Source organism: Bradyrhizobium sp. BWA-3-5 (assembly GCF_032917985.1).
Taxonomy (GTDB): domain Bacteria; phylum Pseudomonadota; class Alphaproteobacteria; order Rhizobiales; family Xanthobacteraceae; genus Bradyrhizobium.
In genome coordinates, this window is the sequence record NZ_CP136626.1 from 6,379,523 (window position 1) to 6,401,166 (window position 21,644).

General features: G+C 63.5%; 21 protein-coding genes. 16 read left to right on the forward strand and 5 right to left on the reverse strand.

The features are described 5' to 3' along the window. The first annotated feature begins 75 nt into the window (after positions 1–75). The 6 genes from RX331_RS30580 to RX331_RS30605 all read left to right on the forward strand — a co-directional run bounded on the left by RX331_RS30580 (position 76) and on the right by RX331_RS30605 (position 4,613). Positions 76–1,056: a hypothetical protein gene (locus tag RX331_RS30580; protein WP_317253319.1), complete on the forward strand. Its 981-nt coding sequence runs from the start codon at positions 76–78 to the stop codon at positions 1,054–1,056. 1 nt (position 1,057) lies between these two features. After that, the gene (locus RX331_RS30585; RefSeq protein ID WP_317253320.1) at positions 1,058–1,600 is read left to right on the forward strand and encodes a carboxymuconolactone decarboxylase family protein; all 543 of its coding nucleotides are present in this window, start codon (positions 1,058–1,060) and stop codon (positions 1,598–1,600) included. A 14-nt stretch (positions 1,601–1,614) separates the two neighbouring features. Further along, positions 1,615–2,415: an SDR family NAD(P)-dependent oxidoreductase gene (locus RX331_RS30590; RefSeq protein WP_317253321.1), complete on the forward strand. Its 801-nt coding sequence runs from the start codon at positions 1,615–1,617 to the stop codon at positions 2,413–2,415. Between the two features lie 298 nt (positions 2,416–2,713). Continuing rightward, positions 2,714–2,938, forward strand: coding sequence for a hypothetical protein (locus RX331_RS30595; RefSeq protein WP_317253322.1), 225 nt, complete (start codon positions 2,714–2,716; stop codon positions 2,936–2,938). A 225-nt stretch (positions 2,939–3,163) separates the two neighbouring features. Beyond that, positions 3,164–4,042: a DMT family transporter gene (locus tag RX331_RS30600; protein ID WP_317253323.1), complete on the forward strand. Its 879-nt coding sequence runs from the start codon at positions 3,164–3,166 to the stop codon at positions 4,040–4,042. Between the two features lie 94 nt (positions 4,043–4,136). Continuing rightward, positions 4,137–4,613 (forward strand): cyclic nucleotide-binding domain-containing protein, encoded by a 477-nt coding sequence (locus RX331_RS30605; RefSeq protein WP_317253324.1) that lies wholly within the window; start codon positions 4,137–4,139, stop codon positions 4,611–4,613. 27 nt (positions 4,614–4,640) lie between these two features. On the opposite strand, the gene hemC is transcribed toward RX331_RS30605, so the two are convergent. Further along, a complete protein-coding gene (hemC, locus tag RX331_RS30610) occupies positions 4,641–5,600 on the reverse strand; it encodes a hydroxymethylbilane synthase (protein ID WP_317258274.1) in 960 nt (319 codons plus the stop codon). A gap of 225 nt (positions 5,601–5,825) precedes the next feature. On the opposite strand from hemC, the gene cax reads away from it, so the two are divergent. Beyond that, positions 5,826–6,932 carry a calcium/proton exchanger gene (gene cax / locus RX331_RS30615; RefSeq protein WP_317253325.1) on the forward strand — a complete coding sequence of 369 codons (1,107 nt, stop codon included), beginning with the start codon at positions 5,826–5,828 and terminating at the stop codon, positions 6,930–6,932. Positions 6,933–6,954: 22 nt separating this feature from the next. Next, complete coding sequence (locus RX331_RS30620; protein ID WP_317253326.1) at positions 6,955–7,506, forward strand: potassium channel family protein; 552 nt, start codon at positions 6,955–6,957, stop codon at positions 7,504–7,506. A 14-nt stretch (positions 7,507–7,520) separates the two neighbouring features. Here RX331_RS30620 and RX331_RS30625 read toward each other — a convergent pair whose 3' ends face one another. From RX331_RS30625 to RX331_RS30635, 3 genes are read right to left on the reverse strand one after another with little or no spacing between them, the layout of a single operon-like run. After that, entirely contained in the window at positions 7,521–9,620 is a 2,100-nt protein-coding gene (locus RX331_RS30625; protein ID WP_317253327.1) for an acetate--CoA ligase family protein, read from the reverse strand. 10 nt (positions 9,621–9,630) lie between these two features. After that, entirely contained in the window at positions 9,631–10,413 is a 783-nt protein-coding gene (locus tag RX331_RS30630; protein ID WP_317253328.1) for an enoyl-CoA hydratase/isomerase family protein, read from the reverse strand. A 59-nt stretch (positions 10,414–10,472) separates the two neighbouring features. Further along, a complete protein-coding gene (locus tag RX331_RS30635; protein WP_317253329.1) occupies positions 10,473–11,477 on the reverse strand; it encodes a tripartite tricarboxylate transporter substrate binding protein in 1,005 nt (334 codons plus the stop codon). 183 nt (positions 11,478–11,660) lie between these two features. Here RX331_RS30635 and RX331_RS30640 point away from each other — a divergent pair, with 183 nt between their 5' ends. The 8 genes from RX331_RS30640 (at position 11,661) to RX331_RS30675 (ending at position 21,174) form a co-directional block, all read left to right on the forward strand. Beyond that, positions 11,661–12,419 carry an IclR family transcriptional regulator gene (locus RX331_RS30640; protein WP_410708330.1) on the forward strand — a complete coding sequence of 253 codons (759 nt, stop codon included), beginning with the start codon at positions 11,661–11,663 and terminating at the stop codon, positions 12,417–12,419. A 167-nt stretch (positions 12,420–12,586) separates the two neighbouring features. After that, a complete protein-coding gene (locus tag RX331_RS30645) occupies positions 12,587–13,786 on the forward strand; it encodes a multidrug effflux MFS transporter (protein ID WP_410708331.1) in 1,200 nt (399 codons plus the stop codon). A 92-nt stretch (positions 13,787–13,878) separates the two neighbouring features. Beyond that, the gene (locus RX331_RS30650) at positions 13,879–15,297 is read left to right on the forward strand and encodes a M20 family metallopeptidase (RefSeq protein WP_317253332.1); all 1,419 of its coding nucleotides are present in this window, start codon (positions 13,879–13,881) and stop codon (positions 15,295–15,297) included. 258 nt (positions 15,298–15,555) lie between these two features. Next, complete coding sequence (locus tag RX331_RS30655) at positions 15,556–17,352, forward strand: peptide ABC transporter substrate-binding protein (protein WP_317253333.1); 1,797 nt, start codon at positions 15,556–15,558, stop codon at positions 17,350–17,352. 22 nt (positions 17,353–17,374) lie between these two features. Continuing rightward, positions 17,375–18,334, forward strand: coding sequence for an ABC transporter permease (locus RX331_RS30660; protein ID WP_317253334.1), 960 nt, complete (start codon positions 17,375–17,377; stop codon positions 18,332–18,334). Further along, entirely contained in the window at positions 18,300–19,217 is a 918-nt protein-coding gene (locus RX331_RS30665) for an ABC transporter permease (protein ID WP_317253335.1), read from the forward strand. Before RX331_RS30660 ends, RX331_RS30665 begins: the two co-directional genes overlap by 35 nt. After that, positions 19,217–20,209 carry an ABC transporter ATP-binding protein gene (locus tag RX331_RS30670; protein WP_317253336.1) on the forward strand — a complete coding sequence of 331 codons (993 nt, stop codon included), beginning with the start codon at positions 19,217–19,219 and terminating at the stop codon, positions 20,207–20,209. The genes RX331_RS30665 and RX331_RS30670 overlap by 1 nt, the downstream gene beginning before the upstream one ends. Further along, positions 20,206–21,174 carry a dipeptide ABC transporter ATP-binding protein gene (locus RX331_RS30675; protein WP_317253337.1) on the forward strand — a complete coding sequence of 323 codons (969 nt, stop codon included), beginning with the start codon at positions 20,206–20,208 and terminating at the stop codon, positions 21,172–21,174. The genes RX331_RS30670 and RX331_RS30675 overlap by 4 nt, the downstream gene beginning before the upstream one ends. 159 nt (positions 21,175–21,333) lie before the next feature. Here RX331_RS30675 and RX331_RS30680 read toward each other — a convergent pair whose 3' ends face one another. Next, the gene (locus tag RX331_RS30680; RefSeq protein ID WP_283029577.1) at positions 21,334–21,576 is read right to left on the reverse strand and encodes a hypothetical protein; all 243 of its coding nucleotides are present in this window, start codon (positions 21,574–21,576) and stop codon (positions 21,334–21,336) included. Positions 21,577–21,644: the final 68 nt, after the last annotated feature.

Sequence of the window (21,644 nt, forward strand, 5' to 3'; positions counted from 1 at the left end):
CTGCTTGTGGACCAAGCCGACCTCTTGCCGAAAGCCGCCTTCTTTGAAACGCTTGGGCAAAGGGAGACACCAGGGATGAGCGAGCCGGCGTTCAGGACCGAGATCGTGGAGCGCGACAATCTGCTGGTCGGGCCCTGGCGCAGCCCAAGGCAGATGCTGCAGGCGCAGGTCTACGACTCTCACGCCTCGATCCACGACGATGCGACCGCGCAGAAGCTCGGCTTTCAGGGCGGCACCATCGAGGGCCCGACCCATTTCAGCCAGTTCGCCCCGCTGTGCGAGCGCATCTGGGGCCGGGCCTGGTTCGAAACCGGGTGCCTCTCCGCCCACTACCGCAATCCCGCCTTCGAGGGCGAGGAAGTGCAGGCCAATATCGAAAAGCCGAAGCCGGGCCAGACCCTTTGCGCGATCGGCATGACCAGGCGTGACGGCACCGAGATTTTGCGAGGCACCGCATCGGTCGGCGATGTCTCGGAAACGGCGTTGGGCAAACGGCTCGGCGAACTCAAGCCGCTGAGCGATCCCGTCATTCTCGCCGACCTCAAGGTCGGCATGAAGACGCCGCGCCAGGCGGTGAAAATGGATTTCGACCAGCACATGGGCGATCTCTATCCGTTTTCGCTTGCCGACAAGCTGAAGGTCATCACCGAGCCTTCGGCGTATTATTCGCAGGAGCTCAATCCCTGGGGCCGTGCGATCATCCCCATGGAGATGCTGAGCGTGCTGTTTCAGTATCGCGCGCGCGAGGACAGGCTGCCGGTTCGCGGACCCGCGGTCGGCCTGTTCGCCGACCAGGAAATCCGCCTGCTGCGCGGGCCGCTATTCCCCGGCGAGACCTATTTCACCGAGCGCGAAGTGGTTGCGCTGAGCGGCAGCCGCCGCACCGAGAGCGTCTGGATGCGTACAACCGTGTTCGCCAAGGACGATACGCCGGTCGCGACCATGCTGCTCAACATGGCCAGCATCAAGGACTCCTACGCCAACTATGCGCAGGAGCACAAATCGCTCTACGGCTGGGTGAGGCTGAGTCGCTATCGCCAGCAAGGACAACAATAAAATGGCCCGCCTACCCTATCTCGAAGCCGATCAGGTCGCCCCCGAATACCGCGACATGCTCAAGCGCAACACCAATTTGCACAAGCTGCTGGTGAACTCGCCCGACATGGCCCGCGCCTTCAACGGTGTCGGGAACTACATCAGATTCAAGAGCAAGCTCGACCCGCACTTGCGGGAGCTGGCCATCCTCCAGGTCGGCTGGATGGAGAAGTCCGAATACGAGTTCACCCACCACGTGAAGATCGGCAAGGAATTTGGCGTCACCGATCAGGATATCGAAGGCCTGATGGCCGAGACCGAGGGCAAGCCCTCAAGGCTCGAGCCGCTGGCGAAGACGATCCTGCGCGGCGCCCGCGAAATGGTGCGGGAACTTGCGATGTCGGAAGCGACCTTTGCCGAAATCAAGAAGCAGCTTTCCGAAGAGCAGATGGTCGACCTCGTGCTCACCATCGCCTTCTATTGCGCCGTGGTGCGCGTACTGGCGACGATGAAGATCGACAACGAACCCTATTACAAAGAGGTACTGAAACAGTACCCGATCTAAGGGAGTGGAATGAGATGCGCCTGAAAGATCGTGTCGCCCTCGTCGTCGGCGCCGGCCAGAGCCCGGGCGAAGGCATCGGCAATGGCCGTGCCACCGCACTGACGTTCGCGCGCGAAGGCGCCAAAGTGCTGTGCGTCGATCATCATTTGGCGTCAGCTCAGGAAACGGTTGAAATGATCGAGGCAAAGGGCGGCATCGCGGCGGCGTTCAAGGCCGATGTCACCAAGCAGGCCGAACTGAAGGCGATGGTGACGGATGCGCATTCACGCTGGGGCCGCATCGATGTGCTGCATAATAATGTCGGCGTCAGCCTGTCGGGCGGCGATGCCGAACTGCTGGAGATATCGGAGGAAGCCTTCGACCGCTGCGTCGCGATCAACCTGAAGAGCTGCGTCTGGGCCGCCAGGCACGCGATCCCGATCATGCGGGCGCAGAAGAGCGGCGCCATCATCAACATCTCTTCGATGGCCGCGATCACCACCTATCCGTATGTGGCATACAAGGCGACCAAATCCGCGATGATCGCCTTCACCGAACAGCTCGCCTATCAGAACGCGCAATACGGCATCCGTGCCAACGTCATCCTGCCCGGGCTGATGAACACGCCGATGGCGGTGGATACCCGCGCCCGCGAATGGGGCAAGAGCCGCGCCGAAGTCGAGGCCGAGCGGGATTCGAAGGTTCCGCTGCGGCAGAAGATGGGCACTGGCTGGGACGTCGCCAACGCCGCGCTGTTCCTCGCATCCGATGAAGCGAGTTTCATCACGGGTGTGACGCTGCCGGTGGATGGCGGGGCGAGCGTGCGGCGCGGGTGAGCGCGCGGAAAGCGGCGCGCTGTGAGCTAAATCACACCGCCATTTACTTTCCGTTAGTAACCTTCTTCTAAGGGTTGCGCCGATTGGACGGCCTTTTTGCCGCCCGCACTCACGCAACCTGCGCCAGCGTAATTTGTTTTTGGCCCGCACGCGTGATTCGACAAAGCAAGATCAATTCCAATGACACGATGATGTGACAGCGCATCGTCGCTTGTCGAAATACCGACTCGTTGCGGTCGCACGAATTTCATGTGCGCCCGCTATGAGGCGCCACAAGAATTGTGGAAGCCGAGGCACCATGAACGAAGAATTCGACTACGACCTGACGCCGTCCCAATGGGAGACGCTGAAGGCCTTGCGAACGCCGGCATCAAGGTTGCCGCGCATGAGCCGTTATGCGATCGACAGCCTGATCGCGCTCGAGCTTGCCACCATGCACGGCGGCGCGCCGGTTCTCACGGCGAAGGGACGCAAGGTGCTGATTCGCGGCTCGTCGCTGCTGCTGCAGGACCTGGCGGCGTGATTTTCCCCAACGCAGACGCAGCATAAATTCTGAATTGACCTCCCCTGATGGCCGGAGATATCAGGGTTCCATCGACTGAGTGGCAACTAGGGTTCCGGATGGCTGACAGCCATCGCCGGTCCGAGCGTTGCGGAAACCGCGGTAGCACGCGGCTGCACCCGAGGGACAAAAGCCCAGAGGCGGAGATGTCGAGATCTTGTTCGCGCCATCAGGCACGGAGGTCTCATGTCGCTCGTCTCGCTTCTCCTCGTCGTCCTCGCTGCCTTCATTCACGCTACCTGGAATCTGCTGTCCAAGCGCGCGGCTGATGCCGGCCCGACCTTCGTCTTCGCCTACAATATGTTTGCCTGCCTGGTCTATCTGCCTTGGATGATCTGGCTGCTCGTATATGGCGAGCTCAACTGGAATTTTCCCGTCGCGGTCTGCCTCGTGCTGAGCGCCTGCATTCATCTGGCTTACAGCCTGTGCCTGCAACGCGGCTATCAGCTCGCCGATCTCTCGGTGGTCTACCCGGTCGCGCGCGGCACCGGCCCGATGCTGTCGTCGATCGGCGCGTTCGTCCTGCTCCGGGAGACGCCGACCGCGCAAGGCATCTTCGGGCTGCTTGCCGTCGTCGCCGGGATCGGGCTCATCACCACGCAGGGCGATCTCTCTGCGTTCCGTCGCCCGCGCGGCCTCGACGGCGTGCGCTGGGGCACGGCGACGGGATCGCTGATCGCGAGCTACACCGTCGTCGACGGCTACGGCGTGAAAGTGCTCGGCATTCATCCGGTCGTGCTCGACTGGATGACCAACCTATTGCGCTTCTTCATCATGGCGCCGGTCGTATTCTCGAACTGGCCGCGCGCGAAAGCAAAGATGAAGGGCCATTGGTGGCTGGCCTTCTGGGTCGGCGCGCTCTCGCCGCTGTCCTACATCCTCGTGCTCACGGCGCTCGAAATGGGCGCCCCGCTCAGCCTGGTCGCGCCGGCCCGTGAAATGTCGATGATGGTTGGCGCGATGTTCGGCATGCTGATCCTCGGCGAGCGCGTGACCGCCTGGCGCGTTGCCGGCTGTGCGATCCTAATCGGCGGCGTGGTGCTGTTGGGGTTTGCCAGGGCGTAGCGGCGATAGTTTTCCAGCGAAATCAACGGCAAGAGACCCGCTCCACCTGCGGAGAGATCTTTGCCGCTGCCGGGCGCGAGAGTATATTGCGGCAATGTCTGTCAGCTCACCCGATCTGAAAGCATTTTTGCTCGCCACGCCCTTCTTCGGCGGCCTCTCCGACGCCAGCCTCGATCTCCTGGTCTCCATGATGGTCGAGCGCCGCTTCGATACCGGCGCCGCGATCGTCACCGAAGGGGAGCCGGGACGTTCGATGTTCATCGTTCACTCGGGAAAGCTCGTCGTCAGCAAGCTCGGTGAATCCGGGCGCTCCATCTTCATGTCGATCCTCGAGCCCGGCGACTTCTTCGGTGAAATGACGCTGATCGAAATGCAGAATCGCTCGGCCAGCGTCGTGGCGGAGAGCGAAACCTTGCTGTACGAGCTCACGGCGAAAAATCTCTACACCTACTACAAGGCCGACATCCACGCCTATGTGATCGTGATGCAGAACATCAACCGCGAACTTTGCCGGCGGCTCCGCCGCGCCGACGGCCGCATTGCCGAGCTGATCGCTCGCACGGACGGATGACACGGCCTGTCCACGACGTCGGCCGCCTCACGCAAGCAGCGAATCTTCCTCCGGCCGCGTCCGCGCAATGATCTCGGCCGCGCCCTTGTCGAGCAGTTCGAGCCCAACCGTGCGGCCTAGTTCACGCGGACGGTCGGCCGCGCCCTGCCGCGACACCTCGATAAAGCGGTCGCCAGCCTCATCGAGCACCGAGGCGGTCAGCGTCATGTCGCTGCCGTCGAGCGTGGCGTGGCCGGCAATCGGCGAATTGCAGTGGCCGTTGAGCACCCACAACACCTCGCGCTCGGCCTCGGCGCAGAGCCGCGAGGTCGCGTCCTCGATCTTCGCCAATCGCCCCCGCGTCACCCAATCCTTCTCGACGCATTCGACCGCGACGATGCCCTGCCCCACCGCAGGCAACATCTCGCGAACCGAGAAATCATGGACGATCCGCGACGCCATGCCGATGCGCTCGAGCCCCGACCTTGCCATGACAAGCGCGTCCGCAGGACCGACCTCGCCGCCATCAGGCAGCCGCTGCTTGTCGCCGCGATCCAGTTTGGCCACCCGCGTGTCGGCCGCGCCGCGGAAGTGGATCAGGGTGGCATCGGGGAACAACCGGCGCAGATAGGCGGCACGCCGCACCGCATTGGTGCCGATCTTGAAGCCCTTGCCGTTCGAGGCGCGGAACGCATCCAGCGAAAGCCCTGGACGCAGCACCAGCGCGTCGTTGGCGGCATCCCGCGGCAGCGTCGCTGCGATGACGAGACCGGGGGTCTCCTCATTGCCGGGAACGTCCTTCAGCGAATGCATCGCCGCCTGAAGTTCGCCGCGCCGCATCGCCTCGCGGATTTCGGCAACAAAGGCACCGCCCTTGCCGCCATGGCGAAGCAGCTTGCTGGTCTGGTCCTGATCGCCGCGGGTTTCGAACTTGACGATCTCGACATCGAGCGCGGCATCGGACGCTCGCAGCAGTCGCGCGATACCTTCCGTCTGCGCCAGCGCCATCGTGCTCTTGCGCGTCCCGATCTTCAAGGTCTGTCCGGACACGAGGTCTCCGTTCGAAAGCGATCGCCTGCCGATATCAACGCTAGGGGATAGAGCAAGCGGCCGGTCAGAACAAATGATTTTGGACCGGCCGTTCCGGAGGCCGCTTTCGTTGAGCTACGTCAATATTGATCGCGCCACCCGGCCGAATGGTTCCGGCAGTCGACACGATGGCGAGACCAAACCATGAACGCGCTGATCAAGGAAATCCGGCATACCCCTCTGCTGTGGATGCTGGTGTTCGTGCCGATCGTCCTGGCGGTCGAGTTGTTCGCGCCGTCGGCCCACACCACCCTGTTCGTGCTCGCCGTGCTGGCGATCGTGCCGCTGGCCGCCGTGCTTAGCCACGCCACCGAGAGTGTCGCCGAGAAGACCGGCGATGCCGTCGGCGGCTTGCTCAATGCGACGCTGGGAAACCTGACCGAGTTGATCATCGCGATAGCGGCGTTGCAGGCCGGAGAATACATGCTGGTGAAGGCTTCGATCGCCGGCGCGATCGTTACCAACTCGCTCTTCATGCTCGGTGCGTCATTCCTGCTCGGCGGACTGCGGCACCGCACCCAGGAATTCAATCGCGCCGGCGGAAGGCTGCATGCGGCGCTGCTCTTGATGGCGACGGTTGCCCTGCTCACGCCTGCGGCGGTCGCAAACCGCGATCTGGCCCAGGGCAGTGCGGCGGTGATGCAGCAGCTTAGTACCGGCCTCGCCATCCTGTTGATCGTGGCTTACGGCTTGAGTCTCGTGTTCTCGCTGAAGACACACAAGGATCTTTTCGCCAGTGAGGCTCACGGCGAAAAAGAGGAGGCCGCGCTTCCGGTCGGCGTGGCAGTCGGCACATTGATCGCGGTCACCGTGCTGGTTGCGCTGGTCAGCGAAATCTTCGTCGGTTCCGTGCAAAAAGCCGGCGAGAACTTGGGAATGAGCCCGGCCTTTATCGGATTCATCGTCGTCGCGCTGGTCGGCGGAGCCGCCGAAATGGCGGTGGCGTTTTCCGCAGCGCGCAAGGACCGCCTTGACATGAGCGTCGGCATTGCGCTCGGAAGCGCCTCGCAGATCGCCCTGTTCGTTGCGCCGGTACTTGTGCTGCTCAGTTATGTCATCGGTCCCCAGCCGATGGATTTGCAGTTCTGGCCAGGCGCGGTCGCCATGGTCTTGATCGCGACGTTGACCGCATGCTTCATCACCAACAGCGGACGTTCGGCCTGGTTCATAGGCGCCCTGCTCCTGTTCATCTATGCTATTTTCGCGATGACGCTTTATGTGCTCCCGCCCGGGACGCAGGCGGCTTCATGAGCCGTAGGCCGAGAATGAAATCATGATGGGCTTGAAGGGGGGTAGAGCTGCGTGCTGGCTCCGAGCCGTTGTAACGGTCGTCGTCACCTATTGCATCCTCGGCTTGCTGGTCGAGGCTGCTGTGCCGTACATCCTTCCCGAGAATGCCATCACGACCTATGTGGGTGAAAGCGCCAAGGCCGGCGTGTTTGCGATCTGGTTCTATCTGATCTGGCGCATCAGCAAGGCCATTCGGGGTATCTATGGCGCACGGAGCACGCAATACTTGGAAGGTACGCCACTCTGGAGAATTCTCCTGGACGTGACTGGAGGGTTTATCTTGGCGGCGTTCTGCTTCTCAGTACTCTATCTTTACATCGCGCGTGTGCAGGGCCCGGGCGCGTTTTCCGCCGACCTCAATCTGGGTGAAGCGCTGTATTTCAGCATCGTCACCATGACGACGACCGGCTATGGCGACATCTCACCTAAATCGGGTTGGGCAAAATTCGTGGTGAGCCTGCAGATTCTTTTTGGCTTCCTCTACAATGTCCTGTTCTTCTCGATCTTCGCCGGATTTGTGGGCCGCAGACGCTAGCTTGTCGTTGCCGATCAGCCTCTGCTGTCGGCTGCAACCACCACGACGCCGTCAGCCGCCTTGACGCCGTTCCCGTTCGGCAAGACGAACAAGGGGTTGATTTCCGCCTCCAGCAGATCGTTGCCGATCGAAGACACCATGGCCGAAAAGGCCAGCATGGCTTCGATCAAAGCCTCGACGTCAGCCACCGGACGGCCACGAAAGCCGCGCAGCAGCGGCGCGGACTTCAATTCGTTGATCATTTCCTCCGCATCCTGCCGCGAAAGCGGCGCCAGCCTCACGGCTGTGTCCTTGTAAAGTTCGGCCGCGATGCCGCCCATGCCGAGCAGGATCGACGGCCCAAGCTGCTTGTCATCCTTGAAACCAAGGATCAGCTCGACACCGCCGCTCACCAGTTCCTGGATCAAAAATCCCTCCGGCGCTCGGCTGGTCGCCGCTGAGAATGCGTTCGCCATCCGCCGGCACGTTGCGGCGGCATCGCCGGGCGAAATATCAACGGCAACTCCCCCGACATCGGATTTGTGAAAAACCTCGCGCGAAAGAATCTTGACGACGACATTGCCACCCAGATTCAGCGCAGCCGGCACGGCCTCCTCTGGCGTCGTGACGCAGGCCTCCCGGGTGACCCGCACGCCAAATTTCGCAAACAGCGCCTTGCTCTCATACTCGTTGAGGGGTCCGGGGCGCAGCATGCCCTGAATATCAGGTCCGGCAGGCGCCGCCGCGGCCAGCTCACCGGTTTGCCCTGGAGTCTTCTCGTAATGGCGCGCCATCGCGGACAGCGCCGCGGCGCAAGCCTCCGGTGCAGCGAAGGTCGGGATGCCCGAGAGATTGAGATGCCTGATCGCCTGCGGTGCGTGCGGGCTGGCAAACACGACGATTGGCTTGTCAGTCCGCGTGAAACAGTCGCGCAGCGGCGCGCCAACGATTTCCGGCTCGGTGATCGACGACGATCCCAGAATGACGGCAACCGCATCGTAGGTCGGGCTTTCGAGCACGCTGTCGAGCACACCTCGAAAGTATTCGGATTTCACGCCCGCCAAGGTCACGTCGATCGGGTTTCGGTCCAGCACGGCATCAGGGATGTTGAGCGCCTTCAGGCGCTCGGCCGTTATCGAATCCGGCGCCGGCGTTTCAAACCCCGCCAGGCCGGCTGCGTCGGCGACCAGGCTCGCTGCGCCGCCCGTTGAGGTCACCACAGCAATACGACGACCTTTCAACCGACGGCCTGAACTCAGCGCCAGCGGGATGTCAAGCAGATCGGAGAACTGCAGCGCCCTGATGATACCGAGCTGCCTGAACAACGCATCATAGACATCATCCGATCCGGCGAGCGCCCCGGTATGCGAGCTTGCCGCCTGGGAGCCGGATTCCGATCGCCCGACCTTGAAAGCGACGATCGGCTTGCCGGCTTGCGCGGCCCGCAGCGCGGCCTGGCGAAACTGCATCGGCTTACGCAGGCCCTCGAGGTAGAGCGCAATAACCTGCGTGGCGGAATCGTCGATCAGGTAATCGACGAGATCAGCGACGTCGATATCGGCTTCATTGCCCGTTGCGATCAGTTTGGAAAACCCGACGCCCTGGGCCTCGGCTCTCGACAGCAGCGCGCCGAGAATGCCTCCGCTTTGCGAGACCAGCGCGATGGAACCGGGCGCAAGCTGACTGGCCTGGAGTGCCGCGCTCGCCGACAGCGCGATGCCGTCGGTGACATTGACGAGGCCGATCGTGTTAGGGCCGAGCAGTCGCATGGTGCCGGCAGCGCTCTTCAGCGCCTGCTGTCGCGCCATTCCTTCCGCGCCGCTCTCGCCAAATCCGCCGGCAAGCACGATGGCGGCTCCGGTTCCGATCGCGCTGAGTTCACGGACCGCGTCTGTAACGCGGCTCGATCCGACGAGCACGATGGCGGCATCGGGCGCATGGGGGAGCGAGCGGATGTCCGGAAAACAGGGATGGCCTGCGATCGATGGATAGCGTGGATTGACGGGAAAGATTTCGTGCCCGTAGCCATATTTTTGCAGAAAGGCGAGCGGGCGCCCGGTCAATTTACCAGCGTTGGCCGACGCGCCGATGATCGCCACGCTTTTCGGTCGGATCAAACGCTCCAGCGCGCTCATGTCGCCACTCCTAGCGCGCGGATTTGTCGAGGAACGCCGCCACCGCTTCCCGGTGCTCGGCCGTCGTGTAGCAGATGGCCTGGGCTTCCCGTCCCAGCGCGAACACCTGCTCTTCCGCCGTCTCAAACGTGCGGTCCATGATCCCCTTGGTCAGCGCGATGGCCGCGAGAGAACCCTTGCTGAGATCGCGCGCCCATGCGGCCGCGTCCCGCACGAGCGTCCCGGATGGACAGATGCGATCTGCAAGCCCAACCGCGAGTGCTTCTGCCGACCCGACGGAACGGCCGGTGAAGATCATCTCCTTGGCGCGGGACAGCCCGATCCGGCGCGGCAGGAAGTACATGCCTCCGCCGTCGGAGACCAGCCCGCGGCGGACGAAGCTCATGCTGAACACGGCGTCTTCCGCCGCCACGATGAAGTCGCAGGCGAGTGCGAGATCGCATCCGAGGCCCGCCGCGGAGCCGTTCACGGCGGCGACCGTCACCTTCCCGATGCCGTGGAGCGCCGCAACACTCCGGTGCGTTTGCTGCTGTCTGCGCCAGCCGTTGAATGCCACCTTTCCGGCCGGCGCCTGCAGGCGGTCGCGCATGCCGGAGATGTCGCCGCCCGAGCAAAACGATTTACCGGTGCCGATCAACACTACGGCACGAACGGCGTCGTCGCTACCGGCCCGCTCCAGCGCCGCGACGAACTGCGCACGCATCTCGTCGTTGATGGCGTTACGCACATCAGGCCTGTTCAACCTCACGATCGCGATTGAATCTTCAACTGAGAACTCGACCAGGCTCGTCATGTTACCTCTCAAAACGGGTAGAAGGATTTTGGTAGACGTCAGCGCCATGTCGCGGCGGCCTATTCCACCTTGATGTTCGCGTCCTTGATGAGCTTGCCCCATCGCGCTTCCTCGTCCCGGACGTAGCGGTCGAGCTGTTCGGGCGAGCCGCCAACCATGATCAGGCCCTCATTGGTCTCGAGCCGTTTGAAGGCCGGCGACTGAACCGCCTTGGCGACGGCTTTGTTGAGGCGCTCGATGATCGGTGCTGGCGTTTTGGCCGGCGCGTACAATCCGTACCAGCTCTCCGCGGCGTAGCCCGGCACCCCGCTTTCGGCGACCGTCGGCAGGTCGGGGAATGCAGGCGAACGCTCCGCCGTCGTGACAGCCAATGCCCGAAGTTGTCCGCCTCCGACAAGCGAAGCTGCGCTTGCCACGGTGGTGAAGATGACATCGATCTGGCCGCCCAGCAGATCGGTGATCGCCGGCGCGGCGCCGCGGTAGGCGACCGTTGTCAGGTCCACATTCGCCGCCGACTTGAACAGCTCTCCCGCCAGATGGGCCGAAGTTCCCGTGCCGAACGTGCCGTAATTGAGTTTTCCAGGGTTGGCTTTCGCTTCCGCGATCAGGTCAGGGATCGATTTGATCTTCGATGCCGGATTGACGACAACGATGTTGAGCGATCGCGCGATCAGCGAGACCGCCGCGAAATCCTTGTGCGGATCGAACGGGAGCTTGCTGTTCAGGCTTGGATTGACCGCATGGGCGAAGCTCGCCAGCAGCAGCGTGTAGCCGTCGGGCGCGCTGGTGGCCACAAGCTGCGTGCCGATGACGGTGCCGGCGCCCGGCTTGTTTTCGATGATGACCGGTTTGCCCAGATCCGACGAGATTTCCTGCGCCAGCGTTCGCGCGATGATGTCGGTGCCGCCGCCCGAGGAGAAGGGAACGACGATCTTGATGATCTTGTCCGGGTATTCGGCTCGAACCGGCGTAGCAGCCAACGCCGCGAGCGCCGACAGGGCGGCAGCAATGATCGGCAGGCGCCGGCGCAAGGTCGATCCGGAACGATGGGTGCTCTTCTGCATGCGTACTCCCTTTGGTTTTTGCTCGAGCATTTTGGAAAATGTCGTTCGGTGTACCGGCTTCTTTGTCCGGGCCGCCCCATGCAGCTAGCACAGGCAAATCCGCCCCCATTCAGGCCATTTCCATCTAGTGGAATTGGCGAGGCGGGTGGCAGCTGCTATTGGAAGTGCGGAGGGAGACTACGCATGAACTCTGCTGGCGGCGGCAATCGTTCTTTGCAAAGGGGCATCGAGATCCTGCGTGCCTTCCGTCAGGGCATCGATGTTCTCGGAAACGGCGAAATCGCCGAGCGAACCGGCATTCCGCGCGCAACCGTCAGCCGGCTCACCCGAACGCTCGTGCAATCCGGCATGCTGGATGATGTTCGCAGCGAACGCGGCTACCGGCTCGCCGCGGCTGTGATCAGCTTCGGGCACGCGATGCGCGTCAGCTCCCCGGTTCTCAATGCCTTGGGTCCGATGATGCGCGCCGAATCCATGCGGCGGAAGATGAATGTCGGACTGGCGACCGCGGACCGTTCGATGATGGTCTATCTGGAATCGGTCCGCTTCAATCCGCGCGTGGCGCTGCGCAGCGTCGTTGCCGGCCAGCAGGTCCCAATGGAATTGACCTCGCTCGGGCGCGCCTATCTGGCAGGAATATCAGAACAGCAAAGAGCCGGACTTCTCGCGAGCTTCAAGCGGCGACGGACCGGCGCGACGCAGAATTTGCTTGCCCAAGTGCAAACGTCGATCAGGTCCGTCAAGCGGGATGGCTATTGCGCGGTGTCATGGCAGCGCGGGGTTCTCGCGGTCGCGACGCCAATCATCGTCAAGGGTCTTCCGGTCTACGCGCTCAATATGAGCATGCAGAATGTGCCCCCCACCGCACAGCTTTCCGCCGAAATGGGCGGCTATCTGCTGGCGTTTGCCAAGCGTTGCAATGAGGCGCTGGCCACTGACTAAACGGGCAACTGCCCGATCGGTATGCGTTCGCTCGCCCGCCGACGGTCTGCCATTCCTAAAACGCCGATTGTGCATCGCACCGGAATCCATAAGGTGCCGCCCTCAAGAGAGGTTTTTCGTTGTCCGATACCAGTGCCAACGCTTTGGCGGCTTCCAGCCACCGCCCGATGGGCTTTCCCGAATTCGTGATCGTGATTGCGTCTATCATGGCGCTCAATCCGCTTGCGATGGACATGATGCTGCCGGCGCTGCCGAACATCGCGTCCGCCTTCGGCATCACCTCCCTCAACCGGCCACAGATGATCCTGTCGATCTTTCTGGTCGGCTTCGGTGTCGGCCAGTTCGTGATCGGGCCGTTGTCCGACCGGTTCGGGCGGCGGCCGGTGCTGCTCGGCGGCATGACCGTCTATTGCGCCGCCAGCCTGCTCGCGATCGCCGCGCCTTCGTTCGAGACGCTGCTGTTGGCGCGCGCGCTGCAAGGCCTCAGCACCTCGGCGACGCGCGTGATCGCCACCTCGATCGTGCGCGACTGCTATGCCGGGCGGCGCATGGCAAGCGTGATGTCGCTGGCGATGATGATCTTCATCGCCGTCCCCGTCGTCGCGCCGGCCTTCGGCCAGGCCGTGCTGCTGCTGACGCAATGGCGCGGCATCTTCATCGTGCTGATGCTGTATGGCTTGGTGGCGCTGGTCTGGAGCGCCCTGCGCATGCCGGAGACGCTGGCGCCGGCCAACCGCAGGTCGCTCGCGGTGCGCGATATCCTGGATGCGTTCCGCCAGACCGTCACCAACCGCCAGACGTTGGGCTATGCGCTCACTGCCGGCGGCGTGTTGGGCTCGCTGTTCGCGTACATCTTCATCGCGCAGCAGGTGTTCACCGGCATCTACCAGCTCGGGCGTTATTTTCCGCTGGCCTTTGCCGGCGTCGCCGTCGGCACGGCCATCGCCGGTTTCGTCAATTCGCGCCTCGTCGGCCGCCTCGGCATGCGTGTGATCTCGCATGCTGCGTTGATCAGCTATGTGGTCATTGCCGCCATCATGCTGACGGCGGCGAAACTTGAGATGCTGCCCTTGCCGCTATTCATGGTGCTTTCGGTCGCGCTGATGTTCGCCTTTGGCCTGATGATCTCGAACTTCACCGCGCTCGCGATGGAGCCCCAGGGCCATATCGCCGGCACCGCGGCGTCGCTGTACGGCTCGATCACCACCCTGCTCGGCATCGGCATCGGCGCCAGCATCGGCCAGGATTTCGACGGCACGCTGGTGCCGTTCGCGACCGGCTTTTTGCTCTGCACGCTGGCGGCGCTCGCCGTGGTGCTGGTGGTGGAGAAAGGCCGCCTGTTCCGCCCCTACGGCATCAAACTGTGATAGCCGATCGCCGCTTGACGCCGGGACTGATCTGCCGAAGCTGATAACAATTCCGCCCTCATATCGCCCTTAAGAAAAACGGAAATCACACGATGGATAACCGCAGTGACATCTGGCGTGGCGTCGACACGATCAAGCCGCGCTTCACGGCCCTGGCCGACCGGGTCTGGGGGATGCCCGAAGTGTGCTACACCGAGGCGCGCTCCTCCGCCGAGCATCTGGCCGAACTGCGCCATCAGGGTTTTCGCATCACCGAGCAGGTTGCAGGCATTCCCACCGCACTGATGGGCGAATGGGGCGAAGGCGGCCCCGTCATCGCCTTCCTCGGTGAATATGACGCCCTGCCCGGTCTCAGCCAGGAGGCCGGCGTGGCGGAACATCGTCCGCTGGAAGCCGGCGGCCATGGCCATGGCTGCGGCCATAATCTGCTCGGCTCCGCCGCCCTGCTCGCTGCCACCGCCGTCAAAGACTGGCTCGCCGCGCACAAGGTGCCCGGGCGCGTGCGTTATTATGGCTGCCCCGCGGAAGAAGGCGGCGCAGCCAAGGCGTTCATGGTGCGGTCGGGCGCGTTCGACGACGCCGACATCGCGATCACCTGGCATCCCTCGAGTTTCTGGGAAGTGGTGGTGACCCCCTCGCTTGCCAATACCCGCGCCGATTTCATCTTCACCGGCCGCACCTCGCACGCCGCCGCCTCGCCGCATCTCGGCCGCAGCGCGCTCGACGCGGTCGAATTGATGAATGTCGGCGTCAACTACATGCGCGAGCACATGCCGAGCGACGCCCGCGTCCACTACGCCCTGCTCGATACCGGCGGCATCGCGCCCAATGTGGTGCAGGCCCATGCCCGCGTGCGCTACTCGATCCGCGCCCGCGACCTGCCCGGCATGAACGAACTGGTCGAACGCGTCCACAAGATCGCCCAGGGCGCGGCGCTGATGACCGAAACCCAGGTGGAGATGAAGATCATTTCCGCCGTCTCCAACATATTGCCGAACACGCCGCTCGAGCAGGCCCTCCATGGCATCATGGCAGAACTGGGTCCGCCACATTTCGATGATACCGACAAGGATTTCGCCGCCAAAATCCGCTCCACCCTGACCGAGAAGGACATTGAGACCGTCTATTACTCGATCGGCATGGAGCCGACCGACCGGCCGCTGGCCGATTTCATCGTCCCGCTCGATGCCAAACGTAACCCGCAGATCGGCTCGACCGATGTCGGCGACGTCAGCTGGGTCGTGCCCACGGTTCAGGTCCATGCCCCGACGGTCGCAATCGGCACCCCCTTCCACACCTGGCAGGTGGTGGCACAGGGCAAGAGCCCGCACGCCCACAAGGCGATGGTGCAGGCCGCCAAGGCGATGGCGGGGCTCGGCGTCCGGGCGCTGACGGAACCGGAACTGATCGCCGCCGCGCAGGCCGACCTGAAGAAGCGCACCGCCCGGACCCCCTATGTCAGCCCGCTGCCCGATGGCGTCGCGCCACCCCTGAACATGTCGTTGGGCTGATCCGGCCCGACCATCCGGCGAACAAATTTTTTGCAGTGCAGAGCGCGGTTTCCCGCGCTTTGACGCCGAATTGCCGAAGCGATGTGCGCCGCAGCGTGTTTCTGCCCAAGCAGAAATCACACCCGCTGTCTATCCTGCCGATTGTCGACAGCCAGCCGTTGACCTCGGGCCGATTTGATGTCCCATCTACCGGCGAACACGAGGGCCCGCCGTCCGGCGGCGCGCCCTAATCATGCAAGAACAAGACGGGGACGAGCGATGCTGGACCAAGAATTGCGAACCATGATCAACGAGGTGAAGGACGGACGTATGGACCGCCGCCGCTTCGTTCAGCGCATGCTGGCCGTCGGCCTTACCGCGCCGATGGCCACGCAGTTGCTCGCCATCGGCGGCGTCGCCATGGCCGAGAGCCCGTCCGCCTACAAGCCGACCAAGCGCGGCGGCGGCGGGGCGCTGAAGCTGCTCTGGTGGCAGGGCCCCACGCTGCTCAACCCGCATTTCGCCACCGGCACCAAGGACCAGGACGGCTCGCGCCTGTTCTATGAGCCGCTCGCCTGCTGGGATCCGGACGGCAACATGAAGCTGGTTCTCGCCGCCGAGATTCCCTCGCTGCAGAACGGCGGCCTCACCGCTGACGGCATGTCGGTGACCTGGAAGCTCAAGCCCGGCGTCAAATGGCATGACGGCAAACCCTTCACCGCCGACGACGTAGTGTTCAACTGGGAATACGCCCGTGATCCCGCCACCGCCACCGTGACCATCGGCGTGCACCGCGACATCACCGTCGAGAAGATCGACGACCTCACGGTGCGCATCACCTTCAAGAAGCCGACGCCGTTCTGGGCGGATGCCTTTGTCGGCGCCCCCGGCGCCATCATCCCGAAGCATCTGTTCGCGGACTATAAAGGCGCCAAGTCGCGCGAGGCCCCAAACAACCTCTCCCCGATCGGTACCGGCCCCTACAAGTTCGTCGAGTTCAAGCCGGGCGACCTGATCCGCGGCGAGATCAATCCCGACTACCACATGCCCAACCGTCCGCACTTCGACACCATTGAGATGAAGGGCGGCGGCGATGCCGTCTCGGCCGCGCGCGCCGTGATCCAGACCGGCGAATATGATTTCGGTTGGAACATCCAGGTCGAAGACGACGTCCTGCTGCGCCTGGAAAAGGGCGGCAAGGGCAAGACCGTCTATGCGGTCGGCGGCGACACCGAATTCATCGCCCTCAACTTCACCGATCCCAACACCGAGGTCGACGGCGAGCGCTCCTCGATGAAGACCAAGCATCCGCTGTTCTCGGACCCAGCGGTGCGCAAAGCGCTCTCGATGCTGGTCGACCGCGAAGCCGTCAAGAAGGTGATCTACGGCCGCGCCGGACGCGTCAGCTCCAATTTCCTCAACGGCCCCGAAAAGTTCGTCTCCAAGAACACCACCTGGGAGTTCAGCATCGAGAAGGCGTCCAAGCTGCTCGATGACGCCGGCTGGAAGGTGGGCGCCGATGGCATCCGCGAGAAGGACGGCAAGAAGCTCAAGCTCCTGTACCAGACCGCGATCAACGGTCCGCGCCAGAAGACTCAGGCGATCGTCAAACAGGCCTGCCAGAAGGCCGGCATCGACGTCGAACTGAAATCGGTGGTCGCTTCGGTGTTCTTCTCCTCCGATGTCGCCAACCCCGACACCTACGCCAAATTCTATGCCGACATCGAGATGTTCCAGATCCCGATGAGCCAGCCGGATCCGGCGCAGCACATGCGCCGCTATCACTCACGCAACGTCGCCACCAAGGAGAACAAGTGGCAGGGCGTGAACTTCCCGCGCTGGGTCAACAAGGACTATGACGCCGCGATCGACGCCGCCGAAGCCGAGACCGACCTGGTCAAGCGCGCCGCGCTCTACATCAAGGCCAACGACATCATGATTCAGGACGTCGCCTTCATTCCGGTGATGCATCGCCTGAAAGTCGAAGCCGCCTCCAACACGCTTCGTCCCGTCGTCAGCGGCTGGGCCAACGAAACCGACAATCTGTTCGACTGGTACCGGGAGGCGACGGGATAATCTCGAGCGGGATCATTCCCCCATGAGCCAGTATGTCCTGCGTCGCCTTCTCATCGCCGTCCCGAGCCTGCTCGGCATTTCGCTCATCCTTTTCATCGTCCTGGCGCTCGCGCCAGGCGATCCCTTCAGCGAACTTGCGACCAACCCGAACGTGCCGCCCGAAGTGGCGGCGGCGCTGCGGGCCAAGTTCGGCCTCGACGATCCAATCCATATCCGCTATCTGCGCTGGCTCGCCGCGATGGTGCAGGGCGACTGGGGCTTCTCCTTTGTCAGCCGGATGAACGTCGATACGCTGATCCTGCAACGCCTGCCGGCCACGCTCTACGTGATCGGCTCGTCGCAGATCCTGGCGCTGTTGATCGCGATTCCCGTCGGCGTCTACGCCGCGACGAGGCCCTATTCGGTCTTCGACCAGATCGCCAACACCTTTGCCTTCATCGGCTTTTCGCTGCCGACTTTCTTCACCGGGCTATTGTTCATCCTGGTCTTTTCGGTGACGCTGGACTGGCTGCCCTTCGTTTATTCGGGTGACATCAAGGCGACCGGCTTCCGCTGGTTCGTCGAGCAGATCCGGCAGGCGATCATGCCGGTGATGGTGCTCGGCCTGTTCCAGGCGGCCTCGATGACGCGCTTCGTGCGCTCGGCGATGCTCGATGTCATCAGGCTCGATTACGTCACCACCGCCCGCGCCAAGGGGCTCGGCCAGGCCAAGGTGATCGTCAAGCACGCCATGCGCAACGCCATGATCCCGGTGGTCACGCTGATCGCGCTGCAGATGCCCGCCGTGTTCGGCGGCGCCATCGTCACCGAGCAGATTTTTCGCATTCCGGGTATCGGTTCGCTCCTGATCTCCTCCATTCTCTCCAATGACACACCGGTCGTGATGGCCGTGGCGTTTGTTTTCGCCTGTCTTGTGGTGCTGTTCAACCTGATCGCGGATGTCCTTTATGGCTGGCTCGACCCTCGCATTTCCTTCCGCTGAGCGGCGGGCCTATTCGCCCTGGCGCGAGGCGTGGCGGCGCTATCGCCGGCATCGGCCGGCGACCGTGAGCGCGGTGCTGCTGCTGGTTCTGATCGTGGCCGTCGTGATCGGCCCGTTCGTCTGGCGCATTCCGATCAATGAGATCGATGTTGTCGCCGGCATGCAGGGCCCTTCCCTCGCCCATCCCTTCGGCACCGACGATCTCGGGCAGGATATTCTCGCCCGCATGATCTATGGCGGACGCATCTCGCTCGCCGTCGGCCTCGCCGCAATGATGGTGTCCGTCATCGTCGGCACGCTGGTCGGCGCGCTCGCCGGCATGTCGCGGGGCGCGCTCGGCTACGGATTGATGTGGCTTACCGACCTCTTCCTGTCGCTGCCGCAACTGCCGCTTTTGCTGCTGCTGATCTATCTGTTCCGCGACGGGCTCAAGGCGACTTTCGGTCCCGAAGGCGGCATCTTCATCCTGATCGTGCTCGTCATCGGCGGCCTGCGCTGGATGCCGGTCGCCCGCCTGGTGCGCGCGCAATTCCTGTCGTTGCGCGAGAAGGAATTCGTCGAGGCGGCGCGTGCACTCGGCGCCAGCCCGCTGCGGCAGGTGGTGCGCCACATCCTGCCCAACGCCGTCGGGCCTGTCATCATCGCCGGCACCATCGACGTGGCGGCTGCGATCATCGCGGAATCGACGCTGTCGTTTCTCGGCCTCGGCTTCCCGCCGGATACCCCGACCTGGGGCCGCATCCTGTTTGATGCCAAGGATTTTCTCGACATCGGTCCGCATTGGGCGCTGTTTCCCGGCGGCGCCATCTTCATCGCGGTCGTGTCGATCAATTTCATCGGCGACGGCCTGCGCGATGCGCTCGATGCACGGCGGGTGATCTGATGGCGCCGCTTCTCGAGATCAAGGGTCTGAAGACCCACTTCGCCACCGATGACGGCATCCTGCAGGCCGTCGATGGCGTCGACATCGCGCTCAACAAGGGCGAGACGCTGTGCGTGGTCGGCGAATCCGGCTGCGGCAAGACCGTTACCGCGATGTCGATCCTCAAGCTGATCGCCATGCCACCGGGGCGCATCGTCCAGGGTGAAATCCTGTTCGAGGGCCGCGACCTCGTGCCGCTCTCGAGCCGCGAGCTCGACGACATCAGGGCCAAGGATATCGGCTTCATCTTCCAGGAGCCGATGACCTCGCTGAACCCGGTCCTGACCGTCGGCGAACAGGTCGCCGAAAGCCTGCGCCGCCACGAGGGCCTTTCGCAGAAGGACGCGCTCGCCCGCACGGTCGAGATGTTCAAGCTGGTGCAGATCCCCAACGCCGCAGCGCGCGTGCACGACTATCCGCACCAGTTCTCGGGCGGCATGCGCCAGCGCGTCATGATCGCGATGGCGCTGGCCTGCAAGCCCAAGCTGGTGATTGCCGACGAACCGACCACCGCGCTCGACGTCACCATCCAGGCGCAAATCCTCGACCTCTTGCAGGACATGAAGGACCGCTTCGGCATGGCGGTCATGCTGATTACCCACGCCATGGGCGTGGTGGCGGAAACCGCGCAGCGGGTGGTGGTGATGTATGCCGGCAAGGTGGTGGAAGAGGCCGATGTCGAAAACCTGTTCGAGAGTCCGAGCCATCCCTACACCCAAGGTCTGATCCGCTCGATCCCGCGCATCGATCTCGACGCTGCGCACAAGACGCGGCTGGAGGCGATCGGCGGCTCGGTGCCGATCCTGATCAATCCAGCGCCGGGCTGCCGCTTCGCGCCGCGCTGCCGCCACGCCTTTGCCCGCTGCGCCGTAGAGGAGCCGGTGCTGCGCGAGGTCGCGCCGCGCCATCGCATGGCCTGTCACCTCGGCGACACGCAAGGAGCAGCATCATGAGCGAACCCCTGCTCCGCGTCAGCGGCCTGAAGAAGCATTTTCCCGTCAAGGGCGGACTATTGTCGCGCGAGGTCGCGCGCGTCCATGCGGTGGACGGCGTCTCGTTTACGGTGGATCGCGGCGAAACGCTCGGCCTGGTCGGCGAGTCCGGATGCGGCAAGTCGACGACGGCGCGCTGCGTGCTGCGCCTGCTCGAGCCCAGCGAGGGCGAGATCATCTTCGACGGCCACGACGTGCGCGGCCTTTCCGGCGGCGACCTGCGCGCCATGCGGCGCAACATGCAGATCATCTTCCAGGACCCGTTTGCCTCGCTCAATCCGCGCATGACCGTCGGCGCGATCCTCGGCGAAGCCTTCACCATCCACGACCTCGCTGCCTCGGCCAGCGAGCGCGAGGACCGCGTGGCGAGCCTGCTCGTCAAGGTCGGGCTGAAGGCCGACCACATGCGCCGCTACCCGCATGAATTCTCGGGCGGCCAGCGCCAGCGCATTGTGATCGCGCGGGCGCTGGCGGTCGAGCCGAAATTCATCGTCTGCGACGAGCCGGTTTCCGCGCTCGACGTGTCGATCCAGGCGCAGGTGATCAACCTCTTGGAGGATCTGCAGGCCGAGCTCCACCTCACCTATCTGTTCGTCGCCCACGATCTCTCCGTGGTGGAGCATATTTCCGACCGCGTGGCGGTGATGTATCTCGGCCGCATCGTCGAGCTCGCGAGCGCAAGCGACCTCTACCGCAATCCCCGTCATCCCTATACGCAGGCCCTGCTCTCCGCCGTACCGGTGGCCGACCCCAAGGTGAAGCGCAAACGCATTCGCCTGCAGGGCGATGTGCCGAGCCCGATGAACCCGCCGCGCGGCTGTCACTTTCATACCCGCTGCCCCATCGCGGAAGCGCGCTGCCGGGAGAGCCCGCCCGAACTGAAGCAAGGCAGCGACGGGCATTTCGTGGCCTGCCATCTGGCCTGACCGCAGCGCCAATTTTGCCGCACGTATTCGTCTCCGTAAAACGCAAATGGCCGGGCATAGGCGGCCCGGCCAATGGCGATTGTGGTGCTCTAAGCGCGGCACCGCCCCGGCAGCGGTTCAACCACTCTTGCCGGGGCGGGGCCGAAATCGTTCGTGATATTAGCGCGAAATACCGTTCTTGCGGATCAGGTCCGAAAGCTGGGAGAGCAGCTCGCGGAGCCTTGCATTCTCCTCGATCAGCGCGTTGGTCTCGTCGGCATGCTCGTCGCGGCGAACGGCGGGCTCATCTCCGCGAAGGGCGTTCTCAAGCAGTGAAAGTGCGTCGTCGGTCGGTTCCTCAACCCAAAATGAAGGTTCAGCGCGGCGATCTCGCTTATTAAGCTGCGGATGGTCTACTCGCATGATTGATACTCCAATTTTAAAAAGCGGAACGTGCCCCCAGTTTCGCCTGTCGCGCGCGGAGAATGAGG

Excerpts from the sequence above, each read along its gene's own strand:
- RX331_RS30580 (WP_317253319.1), top strand. The coding sequence starts at position 76 with ATGAGCGAGCCGGCGTTCAGGACCGAGATCGTGGAGCGCGACAATCTG.
- RX331_RS30585 (WP_317253320.1), top strand. The coding sequence starts at position 1,058 with ATGGCCCGCCTACCCTATCTCGAAGCCGATCAGGTCGCCCCCGAATAC.
- RX331_RS30590 (WP_317253321.1), top strand. The coding sequence starts at position 1,615 with ATGCGCCTGAAAGATCGTGTCGCCCTCGTCGTCGGCGCCGGCCAGAGC.
- RX331_RS30595 (WP_317253322.1), top strand. The coding sequence starts at position 2,714 with ATGAACGAAGAATTCGACTACGACCTGACGCCGTCCCAATGGGAGACG.
- RX331_RS30600 (WP_317253323.1), top strand. The coding sequence starts at position 3,164 with ATGTCGCTCGTCTCGCTTCTCCTCGTCGTCCTCGCTGCCTTCATTCAC.
- RX331_RS30605 (WP_317253324.1), top strand. The coding sequence starts at position 4,137 with ATGTCTGTCAGCTCACCCGATCTGAAAGCATTTTTGCTCGCCACGCCC.
- hemC (WP_317258274.1), bottom strand. The coding sequence starts at position 5,600 with ATGGCGCTGGCGCAGACGGAAGGTATCGCGCGACTGCTGCGAGCGTCC.
- cax (WP_317253325.1), top strand. The coding sequence starts at position 5,826 with ATGAACGCGCTGATCAAGGAAATCCGGCATACCCCTCTGCTGTGGATG.
- RX331_RS30620 (WP_317253326.1), top strand. The coding sequence starts at position 6,955 with ATGATGGGCTTGAAGGGGGGTAGAGCTGCGTGCTGGCTCCGAGCCGTT.
- RX331_RS30625 (WP_317253327.1), bottom strand. The coding sequence starts at position 9,620 with ATGAGCGCGCTGGAGCGTTTGATCCGACCGAAAAGCGTGGCGATCATC.
- RX331_RS30630 (WP_317253328.1), bottom strand. The coding sequence starts at position 10,413 with ATGACGAGCCTGGTCGAGTTCTCAGTTGAAGATTCAATCGCGATCGTG.
- RX331_RS30635 (WP_317253329.1), bottom strand. The coding sequence starts at position 11,477 with ATGCAGAAGAGCACCCATCGTTCCGGATCGACCTTGCGCCGGCGCCTG.
- RX331_RS30640 (WP_410708330.1), top strand. The coding sequence starts at position 11,661 with ATGAACTCTGCTGGCGGCGGCAATCGTTCTTTGCAAAGGGGCATCGAG.
- RX331_RS30645 (WP_410708331.1), top strand. The coding sequence starts at position 12,587 with ATGGGCTTTCCCGAATTCGTGATCGTGATTGCGTCTATCATGGCGCTC.
- RX331_RS30650 (WP_317253332.1), top strand. The coding sequence starts at position 13,879 with ATGGATAACCGCAGTGACATCTGGCGTGGCGTCGACACGATCAAGCCG.
- RX331_RS30655 (WP_317253333.1), top strand. The coding sequence starts at position 15,556 with ATGCTGGACCAAGAATTGCGAACCATGATCAACGAGGTGAAGGACGGA.
- RX331_RS30660 (WP_317253334.1), top strand. The coding sequence starts at position 17,375 with ATGAGCCAGTATGTCCTGCGTCGCCTTCTCATCGCCGTCCCGAGCCTG.
- RX331_RS30665 (WP_317253335.1), top strand. The coding sequence starts at position 18,300 with ATGGCTGGCTCGACCCTCGCATTTCCTTCCGCTGAGCGGCGGGCCTAT.
- RX331_RS30670 (WP_317253336.1), top strand. The coding sequence starts at position 19,217 with ATGGCGCCGCTTCTCGAGATCAAGGGTCTGAAGACCCACTTCGCCACC.
- RX331_RS30675 (WP_317253337.1), top strand. The coding sequence starts at position 20,206 with ATGAGCGAACCCCTGCTCCGCGTCAGCGGCCTGAAGAAGCATTTTCCC.
- RX331_RS30680 (WP_283029577.1), bottom strand. The coding sequence starts at position 21,576 with ATGCGAGTAGACCATCCGCAGCTTAATAAGCGAGATCGCCGCGCTGAA.